At 69.1% G+C, this 25664-nt stretch carries 24 protein-coding genes; 7 read left to right on the forward strand and 17 right to left on the reverse strand.

Annotated elements, in window-relative coordinates:
- The first annotated feature begins 14 nt into the window (after window positions 1–14).
- The 3 genes from NGJ44_RS04730 (at window position 15) to NGJ44_RS04740 (ending at window position 3490) form a co-directional block, all read left to right on the forward strand.
- A complete protein-coding gene (locus NGJ44_RS04730; RefSeq protein ID WP_053244863.1) occupies window positions 15–1088 on the forward strand; it encodes an ABC transporter permease in 1074 nt (357 codons plus the stop codon).
- 10 nt (window positions 1089–1098) lie between these two features.
- Window positions 1099–2049 carry an ABC transporter permease gene (locus NGJ44_RS04735; protein ID WP_251863251.1) on the forward strand — a complete coding sequence of 317 codons (951 nt, stop codon included), beginning with the start codon at window positions 1099–1101 and terminating at the stop codon, window positions 2047–2049.
- Window positions 2050–2209: 160 nt separating this feature from the next.
- On the forward strand, window positions 2210–3490 hold the full coding sequence (locus NGJ44_RS04740) for an amidohydrolase family protein (protein WP_251863252.1): 1281 nt from the start codon (window positions 2210–2212) through the stop codon (window positions 3488–3490).
- On the opposite strand, the gene NGJ44_RS04745 is transcribed toward NGJ44_RS04740, so the two are convergent.
- From NGJ44_RS04745 to NGJ44_RS04785, 9 genes are all read right to left on the reverse strand, one after another.
- On the reverse strand, window positions 3465–3848 hold the full coding sequence (locus NGJ44_RS04745; protein WP_053245182.1) for a RidA family protein: 384 nt from the start codon (window positions 3846–3848) through the stop codon (window positions 3465–3467). The two genes, NGJ44_RS04740 and NGJ44_RS04745, sit on opposite strands and share 26 nt — an antisense overlap.
- Window positions 3849–3877: 29 nt before the next feature.
- Window positions 3878–4999: an NAD(P)/FAD-dependent oxidoreductase gene (locus tag NGJ44_RS04750; protein WP_251863253.1), complete on the reverse strand. Its 1122-nt coding sequence runs from the start codon at window positions 4997–4999 to the stop codon at window positions 3878–3880.
- A gap of 195 nt (window positions 5000–5194) precedes the next feature.
- Window positions 5195–6637, reverse strand: coding sequence for an FAD/NAD(P)-dependent oxidoreductase (locus NGJ44_RS04755; protein WP_251863254.1), 1443 nt, complete (start codon window positions 6635–6637; stop codon window positions 5195–5197).
- Complete coding sequence (locus NGJ44_RS04760) at window positions 6634–6942, reverse strand: (2Fe-2S)-binding protein (RefSeq protein WP_053244797.1); 309 nt, start codon at window positions 6940–6942, stop codon at window positions 6634–6636. Before NGJ44_RS04760 ends, NGJ44_RS04755 begins: the two co-directional genes overlap by 4 nt.
- On the reverse strand, window positions 6926–8083 hold the full coding sequence (locus NGJ44_RS04765; protein ID WP_251863255.1) for an NAD(P)/FAD-dependent oxidoreductase: 1158 nt from the start codon (window positions 8081–8083) through the stop codon (window positions 6926–6928). Before NGJ44_RS04765 ends, NGJ44_RS04760 begins: the two co-directional genes overlap by 17 nt.
- Window positions 8080–8883, reverse strand: coding sequence for an ABC transporter permease (locus NGJ44_RS04770; RefSeq protein WP_053244799.1), 804 nt, complete (start codon window positions 8881–8883; stop codon window positions 8080–8082). The genes NGJ44_RS04765 and NGJ44_RS04770 overlap by 4 nt, the downstream gene beginning before the upstream one ends.
- A gap of 10 nt (window positions 8884–8893) precedes the next feature.
- The gene (locus tag NGJ44_RS04775; protein ID WP_251863256.1) at window positions 8894–9757 is read right to left on the reverse strand and encodes an ABC transporter permease; all 864 of its coding nucleotides are present in this window, start codon (window positions 9755–9757) and stop codon (window positions 8894–8896) included.
- On the reverse strand, window positions 9754–10809 hold the full coding sequence (locus tag NGJ44_RS04780; protein WP_251863257.1) for an ABC transporter ATP-binding protein: 1056 nt from the start codon (window positions 10807–10809) through the stop codon (window positions 9754–9756). The genes NGJ44_RS04775 and NGJ44_RS04780 overlap by 4 nt, the downstream gene beginning before the upstream one ends.
- Window positions 10810–10846: 37 nt before the next feature.
- A complete protein-coding gene (locus tag NGJ44_RS04785) occupies window positions 10847–11878 on the reverse strand; it encodes an ABC transporter substrate-binding protein (RefSeq protein ID WP_082308319.1) in 1032 nt (343 codons plus the stop codon).
- A gap of 236 nt (window positions 11879–12114) precedes the next feature.
- On the opposite strand from NGJ44_RS04785, the gene NGJ44_RS04790 reads away from it, so the two are divergent.
- Window positions 12115–12912 carry a GntR family transcriptional regulator gene (locus NGJ44_RS04790; protein ID WP_251863258.1) on the forward strand — a complete coding sequence of 266 codons (798 nt, stop codon included), beginning with the start codon at window positions 12115–12117 and terminating at the stop codon, window positions 12910–12912.
- 4 nt (window positions 12913–12916) lie between these two features.
- Here the strand turns inward: NGJ44_RS04790 and NGJ44_RS04795 are convergent, their stop codons facing one another.
- The 3 genes from NGJ44_RS04795 to NGJ44_RS04805 all read right to left on the reverse strand — a co-directional run bounded on the left by NGJ44_RS04795 (window position 12917) and on the right by NGJ44_RS04805 (window position 17733).
- Window positions 12917–14623: a hydantoinase B/oxoprolinase family protein gene (locus NGJ44_RS04795; RefSeq protein ID WP_251863259.1), complete on the reverse strand. Its 1707-nt coding sequence runs from the start codon at window positions 14621–14623 to the stop codon at window positions 12917–12919.
- Entirely contained in the window at window positions 14616–16673 is a 2058-nt protein-coding gene (locus tag NGJ44_RS04800; RefSeq protein WP_251863260.1) for a hydantoinase/oxoprolinase family protein, read from the reverse strand. The genes NGJ44_RS04795 and NGJ44_RS04800 overlap by 8 nt, the downstream gene beginning before the upstream one ends.
- An 82-nt stretch (window positions 16674–16755) precedes the next feature.
- Window positions 16756–17733 carry a Bug family tripartite tricarboxylate transporter substrate binding protein gene (locus tag NGJ44_RS04805; RefSeq protein ID WP_053244804.1) on the reverse strand — a complete coding sequence of 326 codons (978 nt, stop codon included), beginning with the start codon at window positions 17731–17733 and terminating at the stop codon, window positions 16756–16758.
- 148 nt (window positions 17734–17881) lie between these two features.
- Between NGJ44_RS04805 and NGJ44_RS04810 the strand changes: the two genes are divergently transcribed.
- A complete protein-coding gene (locus NGJ44_RS04810) occupies window positions 17882–18787 on the forward strand; it encodes a LysR family transcriptional regulator (protein WP_251863261.1) in 906 nt (301 codons plus the stop codon).
- Between the two features lie 8 nt (window positions 18788–18795).
- On the opposite strand, the gene NGJ44_RS04815 is transcribed toward NGJ44_RS04810, so the two are convergent.
- The 4 genes from NGJ44_RS04815 to NGJ44_RS04830 form a co-directional block, all read right to left on the reverse strand.
- Window positions 18796–19731 carry a 2-hydroxyacid dehydrogenase gene (locus NGJ44_RS04815; protein ID WP_251863262.1) on the reverse strand — a complete coding sequence of 312 codons (936 nt, stop codon included), beginning with the start codon at window positions 19729–19731 and terminating at the stop codon, window positions 18796–18798.
- 36 nt (window positions 19732–19767) lie between these two features.
- Window positions 19768–20838, reverse strand: coding sequence for an ABC transporter substrate-binding protein (locus NGJ44_RS04820; RefSeq protein ID WP_251863263.1), 1071 nt, complete (start codon window positions 20836–20838; stop codon window positions 19768–19770).
- Window positions 20839–20897: 59 nt separating this feature from the next.
- A complete protein-coding gene (locus NGJ44_RS04825; protein WP_251863264.1) occupies window positions 20898–22061 on the reverse strand; it encodes an alpha-hydroxy acid oxidase in 1164 nt (387 codons plus the stop codon).
- A 196-nt stretch (window positions 22062–22257) separates the two neighbouring features.
- Entirely contained in the window at window positions 22258–23154 is an 897-nt protein-coding gene (locus NGJ44_RS04830; RefSeq protein WP_251863265.1) for a phytanoyl-CoA dioxygenase family protein, read from the reverse strand.
- Window positions 23155–23337: 183 nt separating this feature from the next.
- Between NGJ44_RS04830 and NGJ44_RS04835 the strand changes: the two genes are divergently transcribed.
- On the forward strand, window positions 23338–23634 hold the full coding sequence (locus NGJ44_RS04835; RefSeq protein WP_251863266.1) for an acylphosphatase: 297 nt from the start codon (window positions 23338–23340) through the stop codon (window positions 23632–23634).
- 42 nt (window positions 23635–23676) lie between these two features.
- Here the strand turns inward: NGJ44_RS04835 and NGJ44_RS04840 are convergent, their stop codons facing one another.
- On the reverse strand, window positions 23677–24588 hold the full coding sequence (locus NGJ44_RS04840; RefSeq protein ID WP_251863267.1) for an EamA family transporter: 912 nt from the start codon (window positions 24586–24588) through the stop codon (window positions 23677–23679).
- Between the two features lie 195 nt (window positions 24589–24783).
- Here NGJ44_RS04840 and NGJ44_RS04845 point away from each other — a divergent pair, with 195 nt between their 5' ends.
- On the forward strand, window positions 24784–25629 hold the full coding sequence (locus tag NGJ44_RS04845) for an urea carboxylase-associated family protein (RefSeq protein WP_251863268.1): 846 nt from the start codon (window positions 24784–24786) through the stop codon (window positions 25627–25629).
- The last annotated feature ends 35 nt before the right edge of the window (window positions 25630–25664 follow it).

A 25664-nucleotide genomic window follows, 5' to 3' on the forward strand; every position in this document is an offset into this window, starting at 1 on the left:
TGGAACGACCCCGCATGAAATTCATCCTGGAACGCCGCGCCGAGCCCAGCCGCCTCGCGCTGGCGCTGGCCCCGGTGGCGGCCATTCTCTGCACCCTGGCCATCTGCACGCTGCTGGTGGCGTGGGCCGGCGCCCCCGTGGGCAAAACCTACGCCCTGCTCTTCGAAGGCGCGTTCGGTTCGCGCTTCGCGCTGTCGGAAACGCTGACGCGCGCCACGCCGCTGATGCTCACGGGCCTGGCCTGTGCGGTGGCGTTCCGCGCCCGCTTCTACAACATCGGCGCCGAAGGCCAGCTCTACCTGGGCGCGCTGGCGGCCGTGGCCGTGGGCGGCCTGCACGGCGGCACGGGCTTCGACCTGCCCGTGCCCGTGCTTTTTGCCGGCATGATGCTGGCCGCCGCGCTGGCGGGCGCGCTGCTGCTGCTGGTTCCCGCGCTGCTCAAGACCCGGCTGGGCGTGGACGAGGTGGTGACCACGCTGCTGGGCAACTTCATCGTGCTGCTCTTCGTTTCGATGATGCTGGACGGCCCCATGAAAGACCCCATGGCCATGGGCTGGCCGCAATCGGTGGCGCTCAACGGCGATCTGGAACTGGGCAAGCTGATCGCGCGCACGCGCGCCCACACCGGCCTGCTCTGGGCCGCCGGCCTGGCGGCGGGCCTGTGGCTGCTCAACCGCTACACCGTGTTCGGCTTCCAGATGCGGGCGGTGGGCGCCAATGCCCACGCCGCGCGCTTCCTGGGCCTGCCGGTCAACCGCGTCATGCTGGGCACCGCCGTGCTGTCGGGCGCGCTGGCCGGCCTGGCCGGCGCCATCGAGGTGGCCGGGCGCACCGGCTACGTCACGCTGGACATGTCGCCCGGCTATGGCTACACCGGCGTGGTGGTGGCCATGCTGGCGGGCCTGCATCCGCTGGGCGTGGTGCTCGCCAGCGTCTTCGTGGCCGGCATGCTGGTGGGCGCGGACAGCATGAGCCGCGCCATCGCGGTGCCCAATTACATCGCCGACGTCATTGTGGCGACGTCGCTGCTGGCCATGCTGGTGGCCACGCTGTTCGCGCAATACCGCCTGCGCCGCAACCCCGCCTGAGGAAACCGCAATGGAATGGATGGATCTGCTGAGTTCGGCGGCTTTCTGGATTGCCGTGCTGCGCCTGGCCACGCCCCTGATCCTGGGCACGCTGGGCGTGCTGCTGTGCGAGCGCGCCGGCGTGCTCAACCTGGGCATCGAGGGCATCATGGCCGCGGGCGCCTTCACCGGCTGGCTGGTGGTGTACCTGGGAGCGCCGCTGTACGCGGGCGTGCTGGCGGCCGCGCTGGCCGGCGCCGCATTCGGCCTGCTGCATGCGGTGCTGACGGTGCCCCTCGGCCTGTCGCAGCACGTCTCGGGCCTGGGCGTCACCATGCTGGCCACCAGCCTGAGCTACTTCGCCTACCGTGTCACCTTCCCCAGCGTGAACACCCCGCCCACCATCACGCCCTTCGCCGAAATGAAGTTCCTGGCCGGCATCCCGCTGGTCGGGCCCGTGCTGGCCGGGCAGACACCCATGACGCTGCTGGCGCTGGCCGCCGTGCCCGTCCTGGCCTGGGTGCTGAACCGCACGCCGGTCGGCCTGGCGATCCGCATGGTGGGCGAGAACCCCGCCGCCGCCGAAGGCCAGGGCCTGTCGGTCACGCGGTTGCGCATGGGCGCCATCGTGGCAGGCTCCGCCCTGATGGGCGTGGCGGGCAGCTTCCTGACGCTGGCGGCCTTCAACGCGTTCTTCTTCAACATGGTCAACGGCCGCGGCTGGGTCTGCGTGGCGCTGGTGGTCTTTGCCTCGTGGCGGCCCGGCAAGGCGCTCGCGGGCGCCCTGATCTTCGCCTTTTTCGACGCGCTCCAGCTCCGGCTGCAGCAGGGCGGCGCGGCGCTGCCGGGCCTGCCCGAATTGCCCTATCAGGTATACCTGATGCTGCCATACGTTCTGTCCATCCTGGCGCTGGTGGTCATGGCTCGCCGCGCCGCCTATCCCCAGGCGCTGATGAAGCCCTACCGCAAGGGCGAGCGGTAGGGAAGACGCCCCCCAAGCGCCGCGCGCTTTCCCCTCAAGGAAGCGTCGCTACGGACCGGCAGGGCCGGCTGCGTGCGACCCCGCGTGTGGGCGCCGTTTTCATGCAACCGGGGTGACACGCATTACCATGAACCACTGAAACCTTCCGCAAGGAACCCGCATGTTCGATCTGATCCTTAGACACTGCTCGCTGCCCGACGGCCGCCAGGACATCGATATCGGCATCGCCGGCGGCCGCATCGCGGCGCTGGAACCGGCGCTGAAGGCCGAGGCCGGCCAGACCATCGACGCGGCCGGCCAGCTCGTGTCGCCGCCCTTCGTGGACGCCCACTTCCACATGGACTCCACGCTGTCCTATGGCCTGCCGCGCGTGAACCAGTCGGGCACGCTGCTCGAAGGCATCGCGCTCTGGGGCGAACTGAAACCGCTGCTCACGCAGGAAGCGCTGGTGGAGCGCGCCCTGGCCTATTGCGACTGGGCAGTGGCGCGCGGCCTGCTCGCCATCCGTTCACACGTGGACGTGTGCGACCCGCGCCTGCTGGCCGTGGAGGCGCTGCTGCACGTGCGCGAGCGCGTCAAGCCCTACCTCGACCTGCAGCTGGTGGCTTTCCCGCAGGACGGCGTGCTGCGCGCGCCCGGCGCGCTCGACAACCTGAAGCGGGCGCTGGACATGGGTGTGGACGTGGTGGGCGGCATTCCGCATTTCGAGCGCACCATGCAGGACGGCGCCGAATCCGTGCGCATCCTGTGCGAGCTGGCCGCCGAGCGCGGCCTGCGCGTGGACATGCACTGCGACGAAAGCGACGATCCGCATTCGCGCCACATCGAGACGCTGGCCAGCCACGCGCACCGGCTGGGGCTGCAGGGCCGGGTGGCCGGCTCGCACCTCACGTCCATGCATTCCATGGACAACTATTACGTCTCCAAGCTCATCCCGCTGATGCGCGAGGCCGGCGTGGCGGCCATCGCCAACCCCCTCATCAACATCACGCTGCAGGGCCGCCACGACACCTATCCCAAACGGCGCGGCATGACGCGGGTGCCCGAGCTGATGGCCGCCGGCGTGCCCGTGGCCTTCGGCCACGACTGCGTCATGGACCCCTGGTACAGCCTGGGTTCGGGCGACATGCTGGAAGTCGCCCACATGGGGCTGCACGTGGCGCAGATGACGGGCCAGGACGCCATGCGGGCCTGTTTCCAGGCCGTGACGGCCGCGCCCGCCGCGATCCTGGGCCTGGAGGGCTACGGGCTGGAAGTCGGCAAGCGCGCCGACCTGGTGCTGCTGCAGGCGCGCGACCCCGTCGAGGCGCTGCGACTGCGCGCCACGCGGCTGATGGTGCTGCGCGGCGGGCAGGTGGTGGCGACCACGCCGCCCGCCACCGCCACCCTGAACCTGCCTGGCCGTCCCGCCGAGATCAGCTTTCAGCCCCCACGCCGATGAGCACCGGCCGCGCCGCCGCGGTCACGATGATTTCCACCAGCAGTTCCGGCGAGGCCAGCTTGGCCTCGCAGGTGGCGCGCGTGGGCATGAGGCGCGGCGGCAGCCATTCCGCCCACACCGCATTCATGCCCTCGAAATCGCGCTCGATGTCCTTGAGCCAGATTTGCGCCGACAGCAGGCGCGTCTTGTCGGTCTGCGCCTTTTCGAGATAGCGCTCGATCTTGGCCAGCACGTCGCGCGTCTGCTCGGCGATGCCGCCGGGCGCCGACGAGGTCACGCCGGCCACGTACACGGTATCGCCGTGTATGACCACGCGGCTGAGCCGCTCATTGCTTTCCTTGCGCGCGATGTCACTCATGGAGATGCTCCTTGGAAACGGGGCGCCCGTCAGGCGCCGGAAAAACGTTCGATGCGAAACGGCGCGATGGGCAGCTCCGTCTTGCCGGTGGTGATCAGGTCGGCCATGATGCGGCCCACGATGGGCCCCAGCTCGAAACCATGGGCGGAAAAGCCGAACGCGTGGAAAGCCGTCTCGTGGCGGCTGCTGCGGCCGATGACGGGAATCTCGTCCGGCATGGCGGCCTCGATGCCGGCCCAGCCCCGGTTGACCACGGCGTGGCGCATATGGGGAAAAAGGTCGCATACCGTGCGCGCGCCCTCTGCCAGCGAGCGGAAATCCAGTTCGGTCCATTCGGTGTCGCGGTCCACCCACGCGCGCCGGCCGCCGCCGATCAGCACCGTGCCATTGGCGCGCTGCTTGAACGACAGCGGCCTGCCCGTGCCCAGCACGACCGGATCCAGGAAGTGGTCCATGCGCAGCGTTACCAGCATCATGGGGCTGATGGGCTGCAGCGGCACCGGCTCGCCCCACTGCGCGGCGATACGGTCGGCCCACGCGCCCGCGCAGTTGAGAATGCGCGGCGCGGTATAGACACCCGCATCCGTCTCCACCCGCCATTGCCCTGCCTGCGGCAGCGCGCTGCCCACCCGCACGCCTTCCAGGAAGCGCGCGCCCAGGCTGGCCGCCTTGCGGCGGAACGCCAGCGTGGTCCGGTAGGGATCGGCCGCCGCGTCCTCGCGCGCAATCAGCCCGCCGCGCACCGTGGGCGCGATCGCGGGAATCAGCGCCCGCAGATCCTCCGGGCTTATCCACTGCTCGTGGGTATAACCGTGCGCCGTCATGATCTGCAGCCGCTCGCGCAGCGTCTGCGCGTCGGCCTCGTTCTCGGCCACCCGCACCTGCCCATGCTGCTCGAACCCGCAATCGTCGTCCACCAGCTCGCCGATGCGATACCAGAGCTCGCGCGACGCCAGGGCCAGCGGCACCTCCGCCAGGTGCCGCGACAGCGTGCGCACCCCGCCCGCATTCACGCCCGACGCATGCCGGCCCACGTAATTCTTTTCGATCACCAGCGCCCGCACCCCGGCCCGCGCAAGATGCAGCGCCGCCGAGCTCCCGTGCAGCCCTCCGCCGATGATGATGACCTCCGCCGCCCGACTCCCGTCCATACCGTCCTCATCGCATCCGTTTCCGCTGCACCGGCCTCACCCTGCGCCCAACCCTGTCCGCTCCTGGCACACCGCCCCCTTTCCTCGGCCCCCAAGCGGGGGCGCCGGGGATCCGGCTTTGCCGGTCCTCCCGTGCCGCCCCTTGAGGGGGCCCGCGTAAGCGGGCAGGGGCGGGCCTATTTATTCTGGTTGGGCCTATTTCTTCAGGCGCACCACCGCCTGCCGCGATTCGTCCGTCTGCGGCAGCGAGGCCAGCTCGCCCAACGTGAGCGGCTTGGTCGGGAAGCGCAGCCGGTAGTACCCGACTTCCGGCGTGGGCACGCCGCGTTCCTCGGCGATGATCTCCGACACCGTCAGCCCGCAGAAGCGGCCCTGGCATGGCCCCATGCCGCAGCGCAGGAAAGCCTTCATCTGGTTGGGTCCGCTGCACCCGAGCTTGACGGTTTCGCGCACCTGCGCCGCGGTCACTTCCTCGCAGCGGCAGACGATCGTGTCGCCCGTGGGGCGGCGGAACGCCGCCGGCGCCTTGTACAGCGCATCGAAGAACTCGCGCCCGCGCACGGCCTTCGCCAGGGCGGCGCGCGGACCGGCGGCCTCGCCGTCGCGGCGGGCCGCGTCGATGCGGCCCAGCAGGTGCGCGGCCTGCAAGGCGGCCAGCCTGCCCCGGTGCTCGGCGGCCAGCGCACCCGCGATGCCCGCGCCGTCGCCCGCCATGCCCACGCCCTGCACCGAGGTGCTGCCCCATTCGTCCACCGCGGGCTCCCAACAGTCCAGCGCCTCGTTCCAGCGGTGCTCCACGCCCACGGCGCGCGACAGGTTCACGTTCGGCACCACGCCCTGGTGCAGCATGAGCTGCTCGGCCTCGATGCTGCGCGTGTCGCCGCCCGCCGTATAGCGCACGCGCTCCAGCCGGCCTTCGCCCTGCGCTTCCAGCGCCGTGACGTTCTTCACGATGGGAATGGCGGCCCTGACCGCGCGCACGAGCTTCAGCCCCTTGGCCAGGTAGGGCGAGCGCAGAAAGCCCCATACCTTGGGCAGCGCCTCGGCCATGCGGCCCGCCGGCACGGTTTCCAGAATGGCGTCCACCTTCACGCCCGCATTCAGGTACTGCCAGGCCACCAGGTAGAGCAGCGGCCCGCAGCCTGCCAGCACCGTGCGGTCCGAAGGCACCACGCCTGCCGACTTGAGCAGGATCTGGGCGGCGCCGGCGGTAATCACGCCCGGCAGCGTCCAGCCCGGAATCGGAAACGGCCGCTCCTGGGCGCCCGTGGCCAGCAGCAGGCGGCGCGCCTGCGCCATGCGCGCCTCGCCGTCCACCGAATAGGCCACCTCGAAACCCGCGGCCGCGTCGCCGGCCGTTTTCTCGGCCACGGCCCAGACGGTGGCGCCGGGCTGGTAGCGCGCGCCGGACTGCAGAAAGGGCGGCACCAGCGAGGCGCCATGCCAGTAGTCTTCGCCGAGGATGCGGCGATCGGTGACGGGGGTGGTCGTGACGGCGCGGTAGATCTGGCCGCCCGGCGCGGGCTGCTCGTCGAGCAGCAGGGTATCCACGCCCAGCGCCGCCGCCGTCGCGGCAGCCGCCAGTCCCGCCGGGCCGGCGCCCACCACCAGCAAGTCGCAATGCGTTATTTCGTTCATGCCTGCACCTTGCGCGCGCCCGCCTGGCGCTCGATGTTCATGCCTTCCCGCACCAGCGTCATGCAACCCTGCTGATTGGCCTGGCCGTCGATCGTGACCAGGCAGTCGTAGCACACGCCCATCATGCAATAGGGCCCGCGCGGCACCTCGCGCACGGCCGTGTCGCGGCAGGCGGACACGCCCGCCGCGAACAGCGCGGCGGCCACGGTGTCGCCCTGGCGGCATTCCTGCGCCGCGCCGTTGATGATCACGCGCACGGGGGCGGCCTGCGCCTGGCGCCGCGCCTCCTCAAGCCTCTTGAACATGAAACCTCCGGGTCGAGAACGGCGCCATGTCGTCGGCCAGCCGGCCGGCGGCGATCATGGGCGCCAGATGGTGTGCATGCGCGGCCGCCAGCGTCACGCCGCTGTGACAGGTGGCGACGAAAGCGCCGGGGCATGCTTCGGATTGCTCATAGACGGGAAAGCCGTCCTGCGACATGACGCGCAACGCAGCCCAGCTGCGCACCACGCGCACCTCGCGCAGGGCCGGCAGGGTGCGCACCGCGCGGTCGGCCAGCGTGCCCAGGATGGGCAGGCCGACCTGGTTGTCGGCGTAGCCGGCCTCTTCCTGCGAATCGCCGATGAGCCAGGTGCCCTCGTCCGTCTGGCGCAAGGTGGACATGGGCGTCTCCAGCAGGCGGCGCGTGCGCTCCAGCACCACGATCTGGCCGCGCTGGGGCCGCACCGGCACCGCCAGCCCCACTTGTTCGCCCAGCGCCTTGTTGCCCAGGCCGGACGCGAGCACCACCTTGTGCGCGCGCACCGCGCCCTGGCCGGTGCCGATCTCGAACACGCCGTCGCGGCGCCGGATCGTCTGCGCGGGACGGCGCGGCAGGTAATCCACACCCGTCTGTGCAAAAGTCATGTGCAGCGCGCGCAGCAGCTTGAGCGGATTGGCGATGCCGTCCACCGGCGTCCAGGTGGCGCCCACCACGTCCGGCCCGATGCCCGGCACCAGGCTGGCCAGCTCGGCGCGGTCCAGCAGCTTCCACTCGTAGCGGCTCATGCCGGGCTGGGCGAGCAGGCCGGTCATGAACTTGACGCGCGCCTCGCGCTCTTCTTCGCTCAACAGCACGTGCAGGCCGCCGCGCTGCTCCAGGTGCACGTCCACGCCGGTGCGTTCCAGCAGCTCGGCCGCCAACTGCGGCCAGGCGCGGGCCGAGGCCATGGTCCACACGCCATAGCGCGGCAGGCCCATGCCCTTGCTCTGCACCCACACCAGCCCGAAATTTCCGCGCGAGGCGCGGTACGCCACATCGCCCTCGTCCAGCACGGCCACGCGCTCCAGCTCGCGCCGCAGCCCATAGGCGATGGCCGAGCCCACCAGGCCGCCGCCGATCACCGCGACATCGTAGATGCCGCGCTGCGACGGCGCGCGCGGCGCCAGTTTCTCTTCGTCCGTCATTGGGTTCCTTTTCCGACAAACAGCTTTTCCAGGCCCACCAGGCGGTCCAGGATGAATATGGCGATGATGGTCACGTAGATGAGCACGGCGGAAACCGCGGTGACCAGGGGATCGATCGTGTCCTCGATGTGCAGGAAGATGCGCACCGGCAGCGTGGTGGTGGACGGCGAGGCGATGAAAATCGACATCGTCAGCTCGTCGAAACTGGTAATGAAGGCAATGACCCAGCCGCTCACCACCCCGGGCAGCAGCAGCGGCAGCACCACGCGCCGGAAGGCCGTCCAGTTGGAGGCGCCCAGCGATTGCGCCGCGCGCTCCAGCGAAGGGTCGATGCCGGTGGCCGAGGCCAGCACCAGCCTCAGGGCGTACGGCATGATGAGGATCACGTGCGCGATGACCAGGCCCACGTACGTGCCCGCCAGGTCCACGGTGGTGAAGAACTTCAGGAAGGCCAGGCCCAGCACCACGTGCGGAATCATCAGCGGCGACAGGAAGAACGCCACCAGCGCCTCGCGGCCGCGAAAACGGTTGCGCGCGATGGCCAGCGCGCCCGGCACGGCCAGTACGATCGCCAGCGAGGCCGACAGCGCGCCCAGCCCCAGGCTGAACCAGAACGCGTCGATGAAGCGCGGGTTGTCGAGTATGGCGCGGAACCAGCGCAGCGACAGCCCGCCGCTGGGCAGCGAAATAAAGCCTTCCGAGGTGAACGCCACCGCGCACACCATCACGATGGGCGCCAGGATGAACAGAATGAAAAGGGTGTGGAACAGCAGCCCGAGGGGACCATTGCGAAAGCTCATGCCCGCGCTCCTAGTTGCCCGCGTTGAACACCGCGCCGTGGCGGCGCTCGATGAGCCGGTTGGCCGACAGCAGCACGATTACCGTGGCCAGCAGCAGCACCACCGCCAGCGCGGCGCCCAGCGGCCAGTTCAGGGTGTTGAGGAACTCGTCGTAGGCGGCCGTGGCCACGTTCTTGAGGCGGCGCCCGCCGATGATGGCCGGTGTGGCGAAGGCGCTGGCGGCCAACGCGAACACCATGATGGAGCCCGACAATATGCCCGGCATGACCTGGGGCACGATCACCCGCCGGATCACGGTGAACTGGCTTGCGCCCAGCGAAAGCGCCGCCGCCTCGGTCGAGGGATTGATCCGCTGCAGCGAAGCCCACACCGCGATCACCATGAAGGGCACCAGCACGTGCGTAAGCGCGATGCCCACGCCCAGGTTGCTGTACATCAGGTCCACCGGCGTATCGGTCAGCCCCAGCGCCATCAGCGCCTTGCTGATGAGGCCCGTGGAGCCGAAGAGCAGCGCCCAGCCCAGCGTGCGCACGACCACCGAAATCAGCAGCGGCCCCAGCACCACCATCAGGAACAGCCCCTTCCAGGGATTGGCCATGCGCGACAGCACATAGGCCTCCGCCGTTCCCAGCACCAGGCAGGCCAGCGTTACCGCCGCCGCAACGCCGAAGGTGCGCGCGTAGATTTCGTAGTAATAACCGTCGCTGAAGATATCCACATAGTTCTTCAGCGTGAAAGTGGCCTGCACGCCCCCGTAGAACTGGAAATCGAAGAAGCTGATGAGAAACACCAGCACCATGGGCACCACGAGAAAGGTGGCGTAGAGCGCCAGCGCGGGCGCGCTGAGCACCCAGGGATTGGCGCGCGCGCTCATGGCCGGACCTGCCCCGCGCCCACCGGGCACATATCCTCCGCGCGCCAGCGCAGGTGCACCGGCTGCCCTTCCTGCGGCACGGTGGCGCCGTCGTTCTGGCGTATGACCAGCACCTCGCCCACCGATGTCTCCACCTGGCACAGCCAGTGGTTGCCCTGGAACACGCGGGCCTTCATGCGGCCCGGCAACGCACAGGCGGCGGGTTCGGAGAACAGCACTTTCTCCGGCCGCACGATCACCGTGCCGGTGGGCACGGGACGGCCGCCCATGGGGATGTGCGCCTCGCCGACGCGCGCGCGCATCTCGCCCTCGTAGGATTCCGCGGTGGGCGTGAAAAGGTTGGCCTTGCCCAGGAATCCGCCAACGAACTGGCTGGCCGGGTCTTCGTAGGCCTGGAAGGGCTCGGCCACCTGCTCCACCCGCCCCTGGTTCATGACCACGACGCGGTCCGACAGCGCCAGCGCCTCGGACTGGTCATGGGTGACCAGGATGGTCGTGGTGCCAACGGTGCGCTGGATGCTGCGCAATTCGAGCTGCATTTCCTCGCGCAGCTTGGCGTCGAGATTGGACAGAGGCTCGTCCAGCAGCAGGACGCTGGGACGGATGACCAGCGCCCGCGCCAGCGCCACGCGCTGCTGCTGGCCGCCCGACATGCGCGCCGGATGGCGGTCGGCCAGGTGCGACAGGCCCACCAGCTTGAGCGCCTCGGCTACGCGCTGCTGGCGCTCGGCCTTGCCCACGCGCTGCATCTCCAGCCCGAACGCCACATTCTCGGCGGCGGTCATGTGCGGAAACAGCGCATAGTTCTGGAACACCATGCCCAGCCCCCGCTTGTTGGCAGGCACCTTGCTGACGTCCTTGCCGTCGAGCACGATGCTGCCGCCGCTGGGCTCGATGAACCCCGCGATCATCTGCAGCATGGTGGTCTTGCCGCAGCCGGACGGCCCGAGCAGCGATATGAATTCGCCCCGCTCCACCGACAGGCTGAGATCCTGCACGGCGGTCAGGTCGCCATAGCGCTTGCTCAGGCGGTTCAACACTAGATAACTCATGAAGGCTCCTGGTGGCGGCGCGCGCGCCGCCCTGTGCTCAGCGCTCGATTTCCCGCGTCCAGCGCCGGTTCCAGTCATCGCGGTTCTGGTTCACCGTGTCCCAGTCGATCACGATGAGATCCGACGCCCGCTGGCCGATGGGCAGCGGCACGCGCTCGTCGTCCTTGACGTTGGCCTTCTTGTTGACCGGGCCGTAGCCATAGGCCGTGGCCAGCTTTTCCTGGACCTCGGGCGTGACCAGATAATTCACGAAGGCCTGCGCCAGCGGATTGGTCTTCTGCTTGGCGACAGGGCATACCGACGAAAGCAGCGCATAGGCGCCTTCCTTCGGATACACGAAGCCCACGGGAAAGCCCGTATCGGCAAACGCCTTGGCGCGGCCGCTGCCCCAGACGGAAACGACGGCCTGCCCGCTGGAAAAGAGTTCGGTCATCTTGCCGGGCGAGGGCTCGTACACCAGCACGTTGGGGCCCACTTCGTCCTTGAAGGTCTTGAAGCCGGGATCGATGTTCTTCTCGCCGCCGCCGCCTTCGCGCGCGTATTCCACCAGCGCGTGCAGGCCATAGGTATTGTTCAGCGGCGGAATCACCAGGAGTTTCTTGTACTTGGGGTCTTTCAGGTCTTTCCAGGACGTGGGCGGCGCCCATTTCTTTTCGTCGAAGACCTTTTTGTTGTACATGATGCCGGTCGCCACCAGGCCGATGGCCACGGCCTTGTCGGCCTTGTAGCGCGCGGTGGGATAGATGTCGTCGGCCGGCAGGCCCTTGATGGGCTCGCAGAATCCCAGGGCGATGGCCTGGTACATGGGGCCGTCGTCGATGATGGCGACGTCGATCTGCTGATTGCTCTTCTGCGCCTGCAGGCGCGCCACGGTGTTGGTGGAATTGCCCGCCACGTAGTCCAGCTCGACTCCATGCTGCTTGCCGAAGGGCGGGAAGATGTCCTTGCGCATGATGTCTTCGAAAGAGCCGCCGTAGCCTGCGACCACCAGTTTCTGCTGCGCCTGCGCGCCGCCGCCGAATCCGGCGGCCAGCGCGGCGGCCGCGAGCACTGCGAGTACCTTGCCCATGAAAACCCCCATTTATTTCAGGAAGAGAACTGCAAGAACTGCCCGTTGCTGCGTGGGTCGGGTAGCGCGGCCGGGCGTGGGTGAAAAAAACGCCGGATCCGCATCCCCCGCAACCTCATGTCGGTCGTACAATTGTCCGTACATGAATGTCCGTACAAATGATGATCGCGGGGAGACGGCCTTGTCAATCGGTTAAGGTCCGTACAAACCCCAAGATTCCCATAAAGGAGCCACCCATGACCCGGACTTTCGAACGGGCCGACCCCCAGGCCGGCGCGCGGGAGGCGCGCGGCGCGGCGCGCTCGCACGGCGCGGACGCCGCCGGTCCGCGCTACAAGAGCATCTACCAGGCGCTCGCCCGCGACATCGGCTCGGGCCGCTACCCGGTGATGACGCTGCTGCCCACCGAGCACGAGCTCTGCGAGCAGTTCGACGCCAGCCGCCACACCATCCGCGAGGCCATCCGCATGCTGACCGTGGCCGGCATGGTTTCGCGCCGCCCGGGCGTGGGCACGCGCGTCGAGACCGCCAAGGCCAGCACCCGGTTCACGCAGCGCATCTCGCAGTTTCCCGACCTGCTGCAATACGCGCGCAACGCGGCGCTGCTGGTGCGCGAAGTGCGCAACATCAAGCTGTCGCGCCGCCTGGCCGAGACGCTGGGCGGCGAGCCCGGCCAGACCTGGCTGCACATCAACTCCATCAAGACGCTGGACGACCGCGACACCCCGGTGGCCTGCACCCTGATCTACGCCGACCCCGCGCATTCCGACTTGCGCGCCCACATCCAGCCCCGGCTGTCGCTGCTGCGGCTCATCGAGGAAAACTTCGGCGACCGCATCAGCGAGGTCAACCAGGAGTTCTCCGCCACGCCCATCGCCGCGCCGCTGGCGCGGCAACTGCACGTGGCGCCCAGGACGCCCGGTTTCGTCATCACGCGCCGCTACTACGGCGCCGGCGGCGTGCTGCTGCTGGCCACCATCACCACGTTTCCTCATGACAAGATGAAGTACTCCATGTCGCTCAACGTGAGCTGAACGCTCAGGCTCCGTAGCCATACAGCTCCCGCGCGGCGGCGGCGCTGATCTTGCCGTCGGCCAGATCCCGCTCCACCAGGGCGCGGGGCCGCTCCGGGGCCGGGCCGTATCCGCCTCCGCCGGGCGTCTCGATGCGCACGCTCTCGCCGGGCGCCAGCGCGATGTTCGCTGTCTTGGAAAACAGCACCTCCTCTTGCGGACCCCCATGGTTGCGGATCAGCCGCGCCCGCCGGCCGTCGCCGCCGCCGGCCACGCCGGAGGCCACGCCCACGGTGTGGCTGTCGGAACGGGCCGAGAACACGATGCCGGGGCCGGCCGCCCGGATCTGCTTGGCGATGGCGAGGCCGCCCCGCGTGCGCCCGGCGCCGCCCGAATCGGGAATCAGCGCATACTCGTCCATGATGAGCGGATACTCGTTTTCCAGCGCCTCCACCGGCAGGTTGGACGTGTTGGTCATGTGCACGTGCACCGCGTCCATGCCATCGGCGTCGTGGCGCGCGCCCGCCCCGCCGCCCAGCGTCTCCAGGTAGACGAACTGCCCCGGCCGCTCGCGCCAGCGGCCCGAGAACACGATGGCCGGGCAGCAGTCGTTGCTGGACGCCATGATCTTCTCCGGCGGCAGCAGGCCGCGGAACGCGCCGAAGATCGCGCCCGCCACCTTCTGCGCCGTGATCGAGCGCGCGCCCACCGCCGCGGGATGCTCGGGGTTGGTAATGGTGCCCACCGGCGCCGAAATGCGGATGGGGTCGAACAGGCCGGCATTGGGCGCCAGATCGGGGTCCAGCAACGCCTTGACGGCGTAATACACACTGGCGCGCAGCGCGTTGTAGGGCAGGTTCATGGCGCCGCGCGCCTGCCTGCCCGACCCCTCGAAATCGAAATGCAGCCCGTCGCCGGAAACGGTGAGCGTTACCTGGATCGGCACCGGGTCCCCGCCCATGCCATCGTCGTCCAGGTCGCTGCGGAAGGTGTAGCGGCCCTGTTTCAGCTCGCCGATGCGGTTGAGCAGGCGGCGCCGCGTGTACGCGATCACATCCTCCACCGAGCGCAGCACCGCCTCCAGGCCCATCTGGCGGATCAGGCCCTGCACCGCGGCCGCGCCGCGCCGGTTGGTGGCCATCTGCACGCGCAGATCCAGGATGCGCTCCTCTGGATCGCGCGTGTTGGCGCAGATCAGGCGCAGCATGTCTTCGTCCACTTCGCCCGCGCGCGCGATGCGGCACGCCGGAATGCGGATGCCTTCCTCGAAAATGGACTTCAGGCCGCCGGCGATGGAGCCCGGCACCGCGCCTCCCACGTCGGAGTGGTGAGCGATGTTCGCCGCGAAAAAACGCAGCCCGCCTTCCCAGAACACCGGCGTGACGATGTTGATGTCGGGCAGGTGGCTGCCGTCGGCCAGATAGGGATCGTTGCAGATGAAAACGTCCCCGTCGCGGATTTCGGCGGCCGGAAAGGCGCGCAGAATGGCGCCCATGGCGCCGTCCAGCGACCCCAGGTGCAGCGGGATCTGCGTACCTTGCGCCACCAGGCGACCCGCCGCGTCGAACAGCGCCACCGAGCAGTCCTTGCGCTCCTTGATGTTGGTGGAAAACGATGCGCGCACCAGCGTGTTGTTCATGTCCTCGGTAATGGACAGCAGGCGGTTGCAGAACACTTCCATGCCGATCGGGTCGGCCAGCGCCGCGCCGGCGGCGGGTTTGGACTCACGCATCGGAGCCTCCTTGCAATTCGATGATCAGGTTGCCGTAGTCGTCCACGGACGCGGCGTGGCCCGCGCCCACCACGGTGGTGGAGCTCATTTCTTCCAGCAGCGCCGGCCCGGCCAGCCGCGCGCCCGTGGGCACGCGGTCGCGGTCGTAGACGGGCGTGTCCAGCCAGCCGTGGGCGGCGCCGAAATAGACGCGCCGTTCGCCGATGCGCGCCGCTTCCAGCGTGCCGCCGATGCGGCGCGGCGCCAGCGGCGCCTTCACCACCTGGCCCACCGCCTGCATGCGGCAATTGATGATCTGCACCTTGCGGTCGTCCACCACATAGCCGTACTCGCGTTCGTGCGCCTCGGCGAAGCGGCGCGCGAACTCGGCCCAGCCGCCCGGCCCGGTGTCGTCCAGCGCGACCTGCACTTCGAAGTTCTGCCCCTCGTAGCGCGCGTCCACGGCGCTGTGGCATTCCCGCAGCGCCGGATCGACCCGCTCGTCCTCCAGCCACTGCTGCGCCTGCGCGCGCAACGCCTCGAAAATGGCCGACACCGCCGGCCAGGTCTGGGCGCTGGCCAGCGAGATCTCGCTGCGCACGAAATCGAACGAGATGTCGGACAGCAGAATGCCGCGGGCGCACATCGTGCCCGGCTCCTGCGGCACGATCACGGTGGGAATGCCGCATTCCTCGGCGACCTCCACCGCGTGCAGCGGCCCGGCGCCGCCGTAGGCGTACAGCGCGAACTGCGACAGGTCGTAGCCGCGCTCGGTGGACACCGCGCGTATCGCCCGGCTCATGTTGGCCGCGGCGATGCGCAGAATGCCTTCGGCCGCCGACTCCAGGTCCAGCCCCAGCGGCCGGGCCACGCGCTCCTCGATGACGCGCCGCGCGGCATCGGCGTGCACCGGCATGCGGCCCTTGAGCAGCGCCACCGGATTGAGCCGCTGCAAAGCGATCTCGGCATCGGTGATGGTGGGTTCTTCCCCTCCCCGCCCGTAGCCCACCGGCCCGGGCACCGCGCCCGCGCTGTGCGGCCCCACCTTCAGCGCGCCCGCGTCGTCGCGCCAGGCGATGCTGCCGCCGCCCGCGCCGATCACGTGGATGTCCACCATGGGCGTCTTCACCGGATAACCCGCCACCTGGCGGTGCGAGGTGAAAAGCGGGCGGCCCTCGCACACCAGCGAAACGTCGGTGCTGGTGCCGCCCACGTCGAAGGTCACGAGGTTGGGACGGCCGATGGCGCGGCCCACCGCCGCCGCCCCCACCACGCCGGCGGCCGGCCCGGACAGGCACGTGCGCACCGGGTACTGGCGCACCGTGGCAATGGACATCAGCCCGCCGTTGGAATGGATGGTGTGCGGTTCGTGCGCGATGTCCAGTTCGCGCACGCGCTGCAAAAAGCGTTCCAGATAGCGCGCCATCTTCGGCCCCACGGCGGCATTGAGCACCGTGGTGGACAGGCGCTCGTACTCGCGGAATTCGGGCAGCACGTCCGAGGAAAGGCTGATGTAGGCGTCCGGCATTTCCTCGGCCACGATGCGGGCGGCGCGGCGTTCGTGCTCCGGGTTGCGGTAGGCATGCAGAAAGCAGATGGTCACCGCCTCGATGCCGGCGGCCGCGAAACGGCGCGCCGCCTCGCGCACCTGCGCCTCGTCCAACGCGGTCTGCACCTCGCCCTGGGCATCGACGCGCTCGTCCACCTCCAGGCGGAACTCGCGCGGCACCGCCACCGGCGGCTTGCCGACGCTGTAGTCGTACAGGTGCGGCCGGGTCTGGCGGCCGATCTCCAGCACATCGCGAAAGCCCCGCGTGGTAATGAGGCCGACGCGCGCGCCCTTGCGCTCGATGATGAGATTGGTGGCTACCGTAGTGCCGTGGCCCACGTGCGACACGGCCGACGGCGGCACGCCGTGCTCGGCCAACATCTGGCCGATGCCCGCGGCGATGGCCTCCGAAGGGTCGTGCGGGGTGGACGGCACTTTGTGAAAGCGCACCGCGCCGGCCTCCTCGTCGATCATCGTGAAGTCGGTAAACGTGCCTCCGACGTCTATCCCTATGCGATACATGTGCTGTTTCCTCAGGAAAAGTGCCCCCGTCCCGCCGCGCGAGGCGGGTCTGCGCCCTGGGCCGGCGCGCGCGGGCGGGAGTTCAGTCCAGGTGGATGTTGGCTTTCTTGGCCACCTGGCACCATTTGGCGATTTCGTCCTTGACCATGGCCGAGAACGCCGGCCCCGCCACGTCGGACACCTGCGCCCCCTGCTGCTCCAGGTAAGTCTTCATGGGCGCGGCGTGCAGGGTCTGGACCAGGCCCTCGGTGAGCCTGGCGCGCAGCGCTTCGGGCATGTTGGCCGGCGCGAACATGCCGAACCACACCATGGCCTCGTAGCCCGGATAACCGGATTCGGCCACGGTGGGCACGTCGGGCAGCATGGGAGAACGCTGCGGCGAGGTGACGGCCAGCGCCCGGATCTTGCCGTCCTTGATGTAGGGGTACGAGGTCATCACCACGTCCATCATCATGTTGACCTGCCCGCCCACCAGGTCGATGAGCGCCGGGCCCGAGCCGCGGTACGGCACGTGCACCATGGACACGCCCGCCGTGCTCTTGAACAGCTCCGCGGCCAGGTGGTTGGACGTGCCCTGCCCGTTGGACGCGAACGAGTACTTCTCCGGCTCTTTCTTCAGCAGCGCCACGAATTCCTTCAGGTTCGCCGCCGGCACCGACCGGTTCACCGACATCACGTTGGGAATGGTGGCGATGACGGTCAGCGGGGTGAAGTCCTTCACCGGGTCGTAGGGCAGCCTGGAATAGATGCACGGCGCGCTGCCGTGGGTGCTGACCGACCCCATCAGCATGGTGTAGCCGTCGGCGGGCTGGCGCGCCACGTACTCGGTGCCCACGGTGCCGCCGGCGCCGGGCCGGTTTTCCACGATGACGTTGGCATGCAGGCGTTCGCCCAGCCCCTCGGCGAGCTTGCGCGCGACCAGGTCGGTGGAGCCGCCCGCCGCGAACGGCACGACGATGCGGATTACCTTGTCCGGCCACTCGGCATGGGCCAGCGGCGCGACCGCCAGCAGGACGGCGCACGACAATGCGCCACAGGTCTTGCGTATCACAGCTTTCATGGCTGCTTTTCCCCTTGTTGATAGAACTTCGTCATGGCGGGCCCTCGGGGGCCCGTCCCGGTTCACTGCAACAACGGGGTCATGCTAGGGCGGCGGATGCGCCGCCAGCAGTCCTGCTCGTTTATAGTGGTATAGACGTCATTTATGGATGCCGGCCGTGAAGAACCCGGACCTGAACCTGCTGCAGCACTTCGACGCCCTGATGACATGCCGCAACGTCTCGCGCGCGGCCGAGCACCTGGGCATTACGCAGCCCGCCATGAGCGCGGCCATGCATCGCCTGCGCCAACTGTTCGGCGACCCGCTGCTGGTGCGCGAGGGCGGCGCCTGGCAGCCCACGCCGCGCGCGCACGAGCTGCACCAGCACTTCCGGCCGCTGCTCGAGGGCTGGCGCCGCGCCACGCGCGCCCGCGACGCCTTCGACCCGGCCCACTCGGCGCACACGCTTTCGCTGTACGCCACCGACTACGTGCAATACACGCTGCTGCCGCGCCTCATCCCCCGGCTGGCGGTCGACGCGCCGCACTTCCAGCTGCGCATCGTGCCGGCGCGGCCCCAGCACGGCCTGAGCATGCTGGACACCAACCACGTGGACCTCATCGCGGGGTACTTTCCCGACCCCACGCCCGATTTGCGCACCCGGTTCCTGTACCAGGAGCCGGCCGTGTGCATCGTGCGCGAAGGACACCCCTGCCTGCGCAAGCGCTGGGACCTGGACGCCTACCTGCGTTACGGCCACCTGGACCTGGCCGCCCACACGCGGTACTTCAGCACCGCCATCGACCGCATTCTCATGGGGCAGAACCGCAGCCGCAGGATCGCGGCCACGCTGTCGAGCTACCTAGTCTGCCCTTTCATCGTGCAGGATTCGGACCTCATCGCCACCATGCCCGAAAGCATCGCCCGCGCCATGAAGGGCAGCGCGCGCATCGTGTCGCTCAAGGTGCCGATGACCCTGCCGCCCATCGCCGTCTCGCTGTACTGGCACGAACGCTACCAGGACGACCCGGCGCACGCCTGGCTGCGGCAGTATCTGGCAAGCGTGATCGGATAACGCCGCGCTCAGTAGCCGCGGGCCGGGTCGTAGACGTTCGGCAGCGGCTCGCCGCGCGCCTGCGCGGCGATGAGCCAGGCCGTATGGCGCGCGCGCTCGCGGCGGTCGGGAATGGCCGCGCAGTGCGGCGTCACGATGACGCCCGGATGCGACCATAGCGGCGAGTCCGGCGGCAGGGGCTCGGGCTCGAACACGTCCAGCACGGCCTGGCTCAGCCGGCCGCTGTCCAGCGCGCGCAGCAGGTCCTGCGGCACCAGGTGCGAGCCGCGTCCGGCATTGACGAGCATGGCGCCGCGCGGCAGCCGGTCGAAGACGGAAGCGCCCAGGATGCCGCGCGTGGCCTCGGTGGCCGGCAGCAGGCAGACCAGCAGGTCGGTACGCGCCAGGAACGCGTCCAGCCCTTGCGGACCGGCATAGCTCTGCATGCCGGGCAGCCGGCTCGCCCCGCGCGACCACCCATGAACCGGAAACCCCACGCGCGCCAGCAGTTGCGCACATGCCGCGCCCAGGTGCCCCAGGCCCATGACGCCGACGCGCACGTCGGCCGCCACGCGCATCGTGTCCACCGTTTCCCAATGGCGCCGGGCCTGGGCATCGATGGCGCGCTTCATGTCGCGCGTCAGCATGAGCGCCGCCATGAGCACGTATTCCGCCATCTCGGTGCGCGTGCGGTCGGTGACCATGCGCGCGATGGGGACGTGGCGCGGCCGCCGCGGATCGGCCAGGATGTGGTCCACTCCCGCGCCCGCGCTGATGATGAGCTTCAGGTTCGGAAACCGCGCCAGCGCGCCCGGCTCCGGCTCCCAGACCAGCGCGTAGTCGATGCCCGCCGGATCGTGGGGTTCGTGCCAGCCCACCACTTCCAGCTCCGGCGCCAGCGCGCGGAAATGCCGGCGCCAGTCCTCGATTGCGCCGGCGCCGCCGGACTTGATGATGAGCCGCATGTCTGTGCTTCCTGTCGACCGACCCGCCACATGCCCTCAGCGCGCCACGGTGCTGTTCCAGCGCGCGTTGAAGGCCGGCCGGTTGGCGTTTATCTGGTCCCAGTCCAGAATTTTGGCATTGGACATATGGCCCCGGAACCGCTTGAGCATGTCTTCGCTGCCGGCCGGCGCCCGCACGTTCTTGTTAGAGGGATAGTGCCCGCCCATTTCCAGCGCCCTGGCCTGCGCGGACGCCGAAAGCAGGTACAGCGCCAGCTTCTGCGACAGCTCGGGCTCGGTGTTGCCCGCCACCACGCATTCGCCCACCATGAGAATCGCCGAACCCTCCCTGGGCTGCGCGTACTCCACCGGCATGCCACGCCTTTTCAGCCGCGCGATGGCCGTGGGCGAGAGCGGGAAAATCGCCGCCTCGCCCGAAAGAATCATGTCGGCCAGCCCGGCCGAATCGGGAATGTACTCGCGCACGTTCGGGCCGACGGTGGACTGCCATTTGCGCAGGCCGGGCTCGACGTTCGCCTCGTCGCCGCCCTGGATGCGGTTGAACATCAGGAAGGCATGCAGCCCGAATGTGCTGCCCGAGGCCGACTGGAACACCACCTTGCCCTTGTACCGGGGGTCGGCCAGGTCCATCCAGGACGAAGGCGGCGCCCAGCCGTTTTCCGCGAACAGGCGGGTGTTGTAGCCCAGGCCCGTCATCCCGACGTCGATGCCGGCCGCCATGCGGTCTTTCATGACCGCCGTGGGGTACAGCTCCCTGAGCACGGGGTCGTCGTCCAGCGGCTGGCACAGCCCCATGGAAATGGCGCGCGCCATGATGCCGTCGTCCAGGAACATCACGTGCATCTTCGGCGCGTCGCGGCTGGCCTGGGCCCGGGCCAGCACCTCGATGGACGTGCCCGGCACCACCACGATCCTCACGCCGTGGGTCCGCTCGAAAGGCGGAAACACATACTGGGTGAAGGCGCGGGCCATTTCGCCGCCGTTCATGCCGACGTAGAGCGTTTTATGCTGCGCCAAGACCGCAGCCGGCAGCGCCAGCAGCGCTGCCGCGACCACCCACTTCCGCCTGCCGCGGCCCTTGGCGCCGCGCTGCCTGTGTTGCGTCATGGAGACTCCCGCGTCTGCTCACGGAACTGCCCGGGAACCGGGCCGGCGGCCGGCCCGGCCTATTCGGGATAGGTGCCGGGCAGCAGGATGCTGCGGTCGCCGGGCAGGATGCTGCGGCGGCCGCACAGCGCCATGGTCACGTCCATTTCCTTGTAAAGGATCTCCAGCACGCGGGTGACGCCGGCCTGCCCGTAGGCGCCCAGGCCGTACAGGAAAGCGCGGCCGATCATCACGCCGCGCGCGCCCAGCGCCACGGCCTTGAGCACGTCCTGCCCCGAGCGCACGCCGCCGTCCATCAGGACCTCGATCTTCGAGCCCACCGCGTCCGCAATGGCCGGCAGGGCCGCAATCGAGGACATCGCGCCGTCGAGCTGGCGGCCGCCGTGGTTGCTCACGATGAGCGCGTCGGCCCCGCTGTTGGCGGCGAGCTGCGCGTCTTCCACGTCGAGGATGCCCTTGAGAATGAGCTTGCCGCCCCAGCGCTGCTTGATCCAGGCCACGTCGTCCCAGCTCAGGCGCGGGTCGAACTGCTCCGCCGTCCAGGACGACAGCGAGGACAGGTCGCTCACGCCCTTGGCGTGCCCCACGATGTTGCCGAAGGTGCGGCGCTTGGTGCCCAGCATGCCCAGGCACCAGCGTGGCTTGGTGGCCAGGTTGATGAGGTTGCGCAGCGTGGGCTTGGGCGGGGTCGACAGGCCGTTCTTGATGTCCTTGTGCCGCTGGCCCAGGATCTGCAGGTCCAGCGTCAGCACCAGCGCCGAGCAGCCCGCCGCCTTGGCGCGGTCGATGAGGTCGCCGCAGAACTCGCGGTCGCGCATCACGTAGAGCTGGAACCAGAACGGCTTGCGGGTGGCCGCCGCCACGTCTTCCAGCGAGCAGATGCTCATCGTGGACAAGGTGAACGGCACGCCGAAATCAGCGGCCGCGCGCGCCGCCAGGATCTCGCCGTCCGCGTGCTGCATGCCGGTCAGCCCGGTGGGGGCCAGGGCCACGGGCATGACCACGTCCTCGCCCACCAGGGTGGTGGCGAGCGACCGGCCCTCCATGTTGACCGCCACGCGCTGGCGCAGCTTGATCTTCTGGAAATCGCTCTCGTTGGCGCGGTAGGTGCCCTCGGTCCAGGCGCCGGAGTCCGCATAGTCGTAGAACATGCGCGGCACGCGCTTGCGCGCGATGGCGCGCAGGTCTTCGATGCAGGTGATCGTAGAGAGATTAGCGGTCATGGGAGTGGTCTGTCTATTCTCGACGGCGCGCGCCGTCCTTTCTTGGGTTTGCCGCCGCCGCCATGCGGAAGCGGCGCCGCGGACCCCAGGATCCCGCGGCGCCGCCCAGTATACGCGCCGGGGCCGGCAAGCGTCGCCTGCCGGCCCCGTTCGCTCCCCCGAAGAGCCGGGCTCTATGGCCCCTTTCCGGTCGGCCTCATTTGGGCCAGACCTTGCTCACCGCCCGTATCGTTGCCCATGCCACCCAGCGGGGGCTGGTCAGGCGCGCGCGCGGCAGCCGCCGCATCACCTCCACCGCCAGCCCGCCGCGCCGGTGCCATTCCTTCTTGCGGGTCTGGCTGTCGGTCCAGCGGCCTTCCAGCCATGGGAACTCGCGCCGGCCCGGCTTGTACACCGGCGGGGTGTTGTAGATGAGGATGTACGCCAGCCGCGGAGTCGGCGAGGTGTTGGCGCCCGTGAAGTGCAGCGTGCGGGCGTCGTGCACCGTGCAGCCGCCCGGGTCCAGCGGCTCGGCCACGGCCTGCTCGCGCGGGAAGTCGGCCACGCACTCCAGCGGGTGCAGCGACTTGTCGCCGCCGGGCGAATCGTGGCGGAGCACTTCCCAGCGGTGCGAGCCCGGGATGAACTGCATGCACCCGTTTTCCTTGGTGGCCGGCTGCAGCGCCAGCCAGATGCTCAGCTCGTTGTAGACGAAGTCCGGCGAACGGAACGCCTCGTCCTGGTGCCAGGGAGTCTCCGGGCCGGTGAGCGCGGGCTTGAGCAGGGCGTGCTCGCCGTACAGCGCCGCGTCCTCGCCCAGGAGCTGCTTGGCGAGCTCCAGCGTGCGGGCGTGGTATTCGGTCTTGAGCAGACCCGGTGCATAATGGCGCGGATCATGCAGGCTCGGAAACTTGGCCGGCTTGGAAGGATCGTCGCGGCTGATGAAATCGTATTGCGCGCCTTCGTTGTAGCCCGTCTTGTTGGCGAACAGTTCGAGCAGCGTGCGGCGGATATACCCCACCTCGTCCTCGGGGCAAAGGTTCTTCAGCGCGAGGTATCCCTGCTCCCGGTAAAGGGCTGTCTCTTCTTCCGACAACACAGTGGTCTCTTCCATAATGGCCTCTCCAAGCTTTTGATGGCGGGTCGCTGTTGACATGTTCTGGCATGGACCGCACGGTTTTCGACATGGACCTAAACGTATCGCCTTGAAACCTCCCGGCCCATACAGCATCCGCCGTAGGCGAGACTGCCTAGCGCCCGGGCGCTAAGACCCCGCCTCATCCATAGGACACGCAACATGCAGGACCCGCACAACCCCGCTCATCTCGAAACCATCCACGCCACCATCAGCGGCGTCGTCCAGGGCGTAGGCTACCGGCACGCCACGGTGCGGCGCGCCCACATGCTGGGCGTGCGCGGATGGGTGCAGAACATGGAAGACGGCACCGTCGAGGCGCTGGTGCAGGGCACGCCCGACCAGGTCGACCACATGCTCGAATGGCTGCGCCGCGGCCCGCCGGGCGCCATCGTGACCGAGGTCGTCACGCGCCGCGAGTACACGGACAAGCGCTACAAGCGCTTCGAACAGCTCTGAAGACGCGCCTCGGCCGATTGTCCTAGGGCGTATGGCCGAGGCTCAGGCGTTGCGGAACCACCGCCCGCCGATCTGGTTCACCACCAGCCCGCAGAGCACCAGGGCCGCGCCCAGCCACTGCAGCGGCTCCAGGCGCTCGCCGAAGGCCATCCACGCGGCCCACAGGCCCACCACCGGCACCAGCAGCGAGAACGGCGCGATCTTCGCCGCCGGATGGCGCGTCAGCAAGCGCGTCCAGAGCGTATAGGCCAGCAGCGTCGCCAGCACCGCGAGGTACAGCACCGCCAGCGCTTCGCGCCAGCCGAAACCCAGCACCATGCCGGCCACGGGCCCCGGCCCGTCGAGCGCCAGGGCCAGCCCCAGGAAAGGCAGCACGGGCGCCAGGCTGCTCCAGGCGATGAAGGCGAAGGGATCATAGCCGGGCGCCTTGCGGCTGGCGTGGCGCACCACCAGGTTCGACAACGCCCACATGAACGCCGCGCCCAGCGTCAGCAGGAAGCCGGCCATCGGCATGCTGCCCGGTCCTGCCCCCCGGCCCGCGGCGATGACCGCCAGCCCGGCCGCCGCCACCGCGAGGCCGGCCCAGTGATGCCGCCGCGCGCGCTCGCCCAGCAGCGGCGCGGCCAACAGCAGCGTAAAAAACGCCTGCGTCTGGATCACCAGCGAAGCCATCCCGGCCGGCATGCCGAACTTGATGGCCGTGAACAGCAGGCCGAACTGGCCCAGGCCCTGCGTCAGCCCGTACAGGACGACCCACTGCCAGGGCACGCGCGGCCGGCGCACGAAGAGCACGAGGGGAAAGGCGGCCAGCAGGAACCGCAGCGCGCCCAGCATCATGGGCGACAGCCCCTGCAGCCCGAGCTTCATGACGACGAAGTTCAGCCCCCAGGTCACCACCACCGTCAAGGCACACAGATAGTCTTTGCGGGTAAGCGGATGGGCGGTCGTCGTCATGCGGCATTATCGCATCCGTCCCCGCCTCCGCGCGTCCGTGCCGCACAGCCCCGCCCCATGCCCGGCCGGCCCGGGAAAACACCCCTCGCGGCCCGCCGAAAAAAGGCTTTCCGGGCAATGCCGCTCCTGTATACTCGCCTAGATTGTTCAACAATTTTCCGGTTCTCCAGGCCATTGCAATCAAGGAGGCAGGCCATGTCGAATTACCCTGCGGCATACCAGGCAGGCAAAGGGTCGGTCCTGAACGTGGACCGCGATTTCTACCGCTCCCTCACCGCCGATCCGGCCCGGCGCCGGCTGGTCGAGTCCCACGTGGTTCCGATACGCAGCGGGTTCGCCTGTAAGGTGCCGGCCGGGCACGTCTTTCGCATCGTGACGCTCGAAGGCCCGCAGGTGGCGGACTTCAACATGTGGAACCTGCACAATCCGCGCGAACGCATGTGGGCCTCGCGCACCCGCCAGCTCCAGCGCGCGCACGTCAGCACCTACGACCGCCTCTGGTCCACCCTGCCCTACCTGCGCCCCATGGCCACCATCACCGACGACACGCTGGCCGGCTACGGCAAGGACGGCGACGGCGGCCGCGTGCACGACCTGCTGGGCACGCGCTGCGACCCCTACGTCAACAAGCTGTTGTCCGGCGAAGACTTCCACTTCCATTGCCATTCCAACCTGACCCGCGCAGTGGCGCCCTACGGCCTCACGGAATTCGACGTGCACGACGTGCTCAACGTGTTCCAGGTCACCGGCCTGAACGACGACGACAAATACTTCATGAAGGCCTGCCCGGCCCAGCCCGGCGACTACCTGGAGTTCTTCGCCGAGATCGACCTGCTGTGCGCGCTTTCCACCTGCCCGGGCGGCGATCTCTCCGTGCCCATGTGGGGGCCCGACGCGCGCGATCCCGTCGATGTCTGCCGCCCGCTGGGCGTGGAGGTCTATGCGCTGGACCCGGCCTTGCTGCAAGGCTGGACACCGCCGGAAGTTTCACCGTATAAGGGCGTCCACGGCCTGCATCCGGAACAGGTCGCCTGGAAATAAGAACCACGGGCGCCGCGGGCCGGCCGCCGCGCCCC

The organism is Achromobacter sp. Marseille-Q4962, from assembly GCF_943737005.1.
Taxonomy (GTDB): Bacteria; Pseudomonadota; Gammaproteobacteria; order Burkholderiales; family Burkholderiaceae_B; genus Achromobacter.

Excerpts from the sequence above, each read along its gene's own strand:
- NGJ44_RS04770 (WP_053244799.1), bottom strand. The coding sequence starts at position 8,883 with ATGAGCTTTCGCAATGGTCCCCTCGGGCTGCTGTTCCACACCCTTTTC.
- NGJ44_RS04795 (WP_251863259.1), bottom strand. The coding sequence starts at position 14,623 with ATGCGTGAGTCCAAACCCGCCGCCGGCGCGGCGCTGGCCGACCCGATC.
- NGJ44_RS04825 (WP_251863264.1), bottom strand. The coding sequence starts at position 22,061 with ATGACCGCTAATCTCTCTACGATCACCTGCATCGAAGACCTGCGCGCC.
- NGJ44_RS04810 (WP_251863261.1), top strand. The coding sequence starts at position 17,882 with ATGCCGGCCGTGAAGAACCCGGACCTGAACCTGCTGCAGCACTTCGAC.
- NGJ44_RS04765 (WP_251863255.1), bottom strand. The coding sequence starts at position 8,083 with ATGACGGACGAAGAGAAACTGGCGCCGCGCGCGCCGTCGCAGCGCGGC.
- NGJ44_RS04740 (WP_251863252.1), top strand. The coding sequence starts at position 2,210 with ATGTTCGATCTGATCCTTAGACACTGCTCGCTGCCCGACGGCCGCCAG.
- NGJ44_RS04745 (WP_053245182.1), bottom strand. The coding sequence starts at position 3,848 with ATGAGTGACATCGCGCGCAAGGAAAGCAATGAGCGGCTCAGCCGCGTG.
- NGJ44_RS04730 (WP_053244863.1), top strand. The coding sequence starts at position 15 with ATGAAATTCATCCTGGAACGCCGCGCCGAGCCCAGCCGCCTCGCGCTG.
- NGJ44_RS04750 (WP_251863253.1), bottom strand. The coding sequence starts at position 4,999 with ATGGACGGGAGTCGGGCGGCGGAGGTCATCATCATCGGCGGAGGGCTG.
- NGJ44_RS04800 (WP_251863260.1), bottom strand. The coding sequence starts at position 16,673 with ATGTATCGCATAGGGATAGACGTCGGAGGCACGTTTACCGACTTCACG.
- NGJ44_RS04845 (WP_251863268.1), top strand. The coding sequence starts at position 24,784 with ATGTCGAATTACCCTGCGGCATACCAGGCAGGCAAAGGGTCGGTCCTG.
- NGJ44_RS04775 (WP_251863256.1), bottom strand. The coding sequence starts at position 9,757 with ATGAGCGCGCGCGCCAATCCCTGGGTGCTCAGCGCGCCCGCGCTGGCG.
- NGJ44_RS04830 (WP_251863265.1), bottom strand. The coding sequence starts at position 23,154 with ATGGAAGAGACCACTGTGTTGTCGGAAGAAGAGACAGCCCTTTACCGG.
- NGJ44_RS04755 (WP_251863254.1), bottom strand. The coding sequence starts at position 6,637 with ATGAACGAAATAACGCATTGCGACTTGCTGGTGGTGGGCGCCGGCCCG.
- NGJ44_RS04840 (WP_251863267.1), bottom strand. The coding sequence starts at position 24,588 with ATGACGACGACCGCCCATCCGCTTACCCGCAAAGACTATCTGTGTGCC.
- NGJ44_RS04790 (WP_251863258.1), top strand. The coding sequence starts at position 12,115 with ATGACCCGGACTTTCGAACGGGCCGACCCCCAGGCCGGCGCGCGGGAG.
- NGJ44_RS04805 (WP_053244804.1), bottom strand. The coding sequence starts at position 17,733 with ATGAAAGCTGTGATACGCAAGACCTGTGGCGCATTGTCGTGCGCCGTC.
- NGJ44_RS04815 (WP_251863262.1), bottom strand. The coding sequence starts at position 19,731 with ATGCGGCTCATCATCAAGTCCGGCGGCGCCGGCGCAATCGAGGACTGG.
- NGJ44_RS04820 (WP_251863263.1), bottom strand. The coding sequence starts at position 20,838 with ATGACGCAACACAGGCAGCGCGGCGCCAAGGGCCGCGGCAGGCGGAAG.
- NGJ44_RS04785 (WP_082308319.1), bottom strand. The coding sequence starts at position 11,878 with ATGGGCAAGGTACTCGCAGTGCTCGCGGCCGCCGCGCTGGCCGCCGGA.
- NGJ44_RS04780 (WP_251863257.1), bottom strand. The coding sequence starts at position 10,809 with ATGAGTTATCTAGTGTTGAACCGCCTGAGCAAGCGCTATGGCGACCTG.
- NGJ44_RS04835 (WP_251863266.1), top strand. The coding sequence starts at position 23,338 with ATGCAGGACCCGCACAACCCCGCTCATCTCGAAACCATCCACGCCACC.
- NGJ44_RS04735 (WP_251863251.1), top strand. The coding sequence starts at position 1,099 with ATGGAATGGATGGATCTGCTGAGTTCGGCGGCTTTCTGGATTGCCGTG.
- NGJ44_RS04760 (WP_053244797.1), bottom strand. The coding sequence starts at position 6,942 with ATGTTCAAGAGGCTTGAGGAGGCGCGGCGCCAGGCGCAGGCCGCCCCC.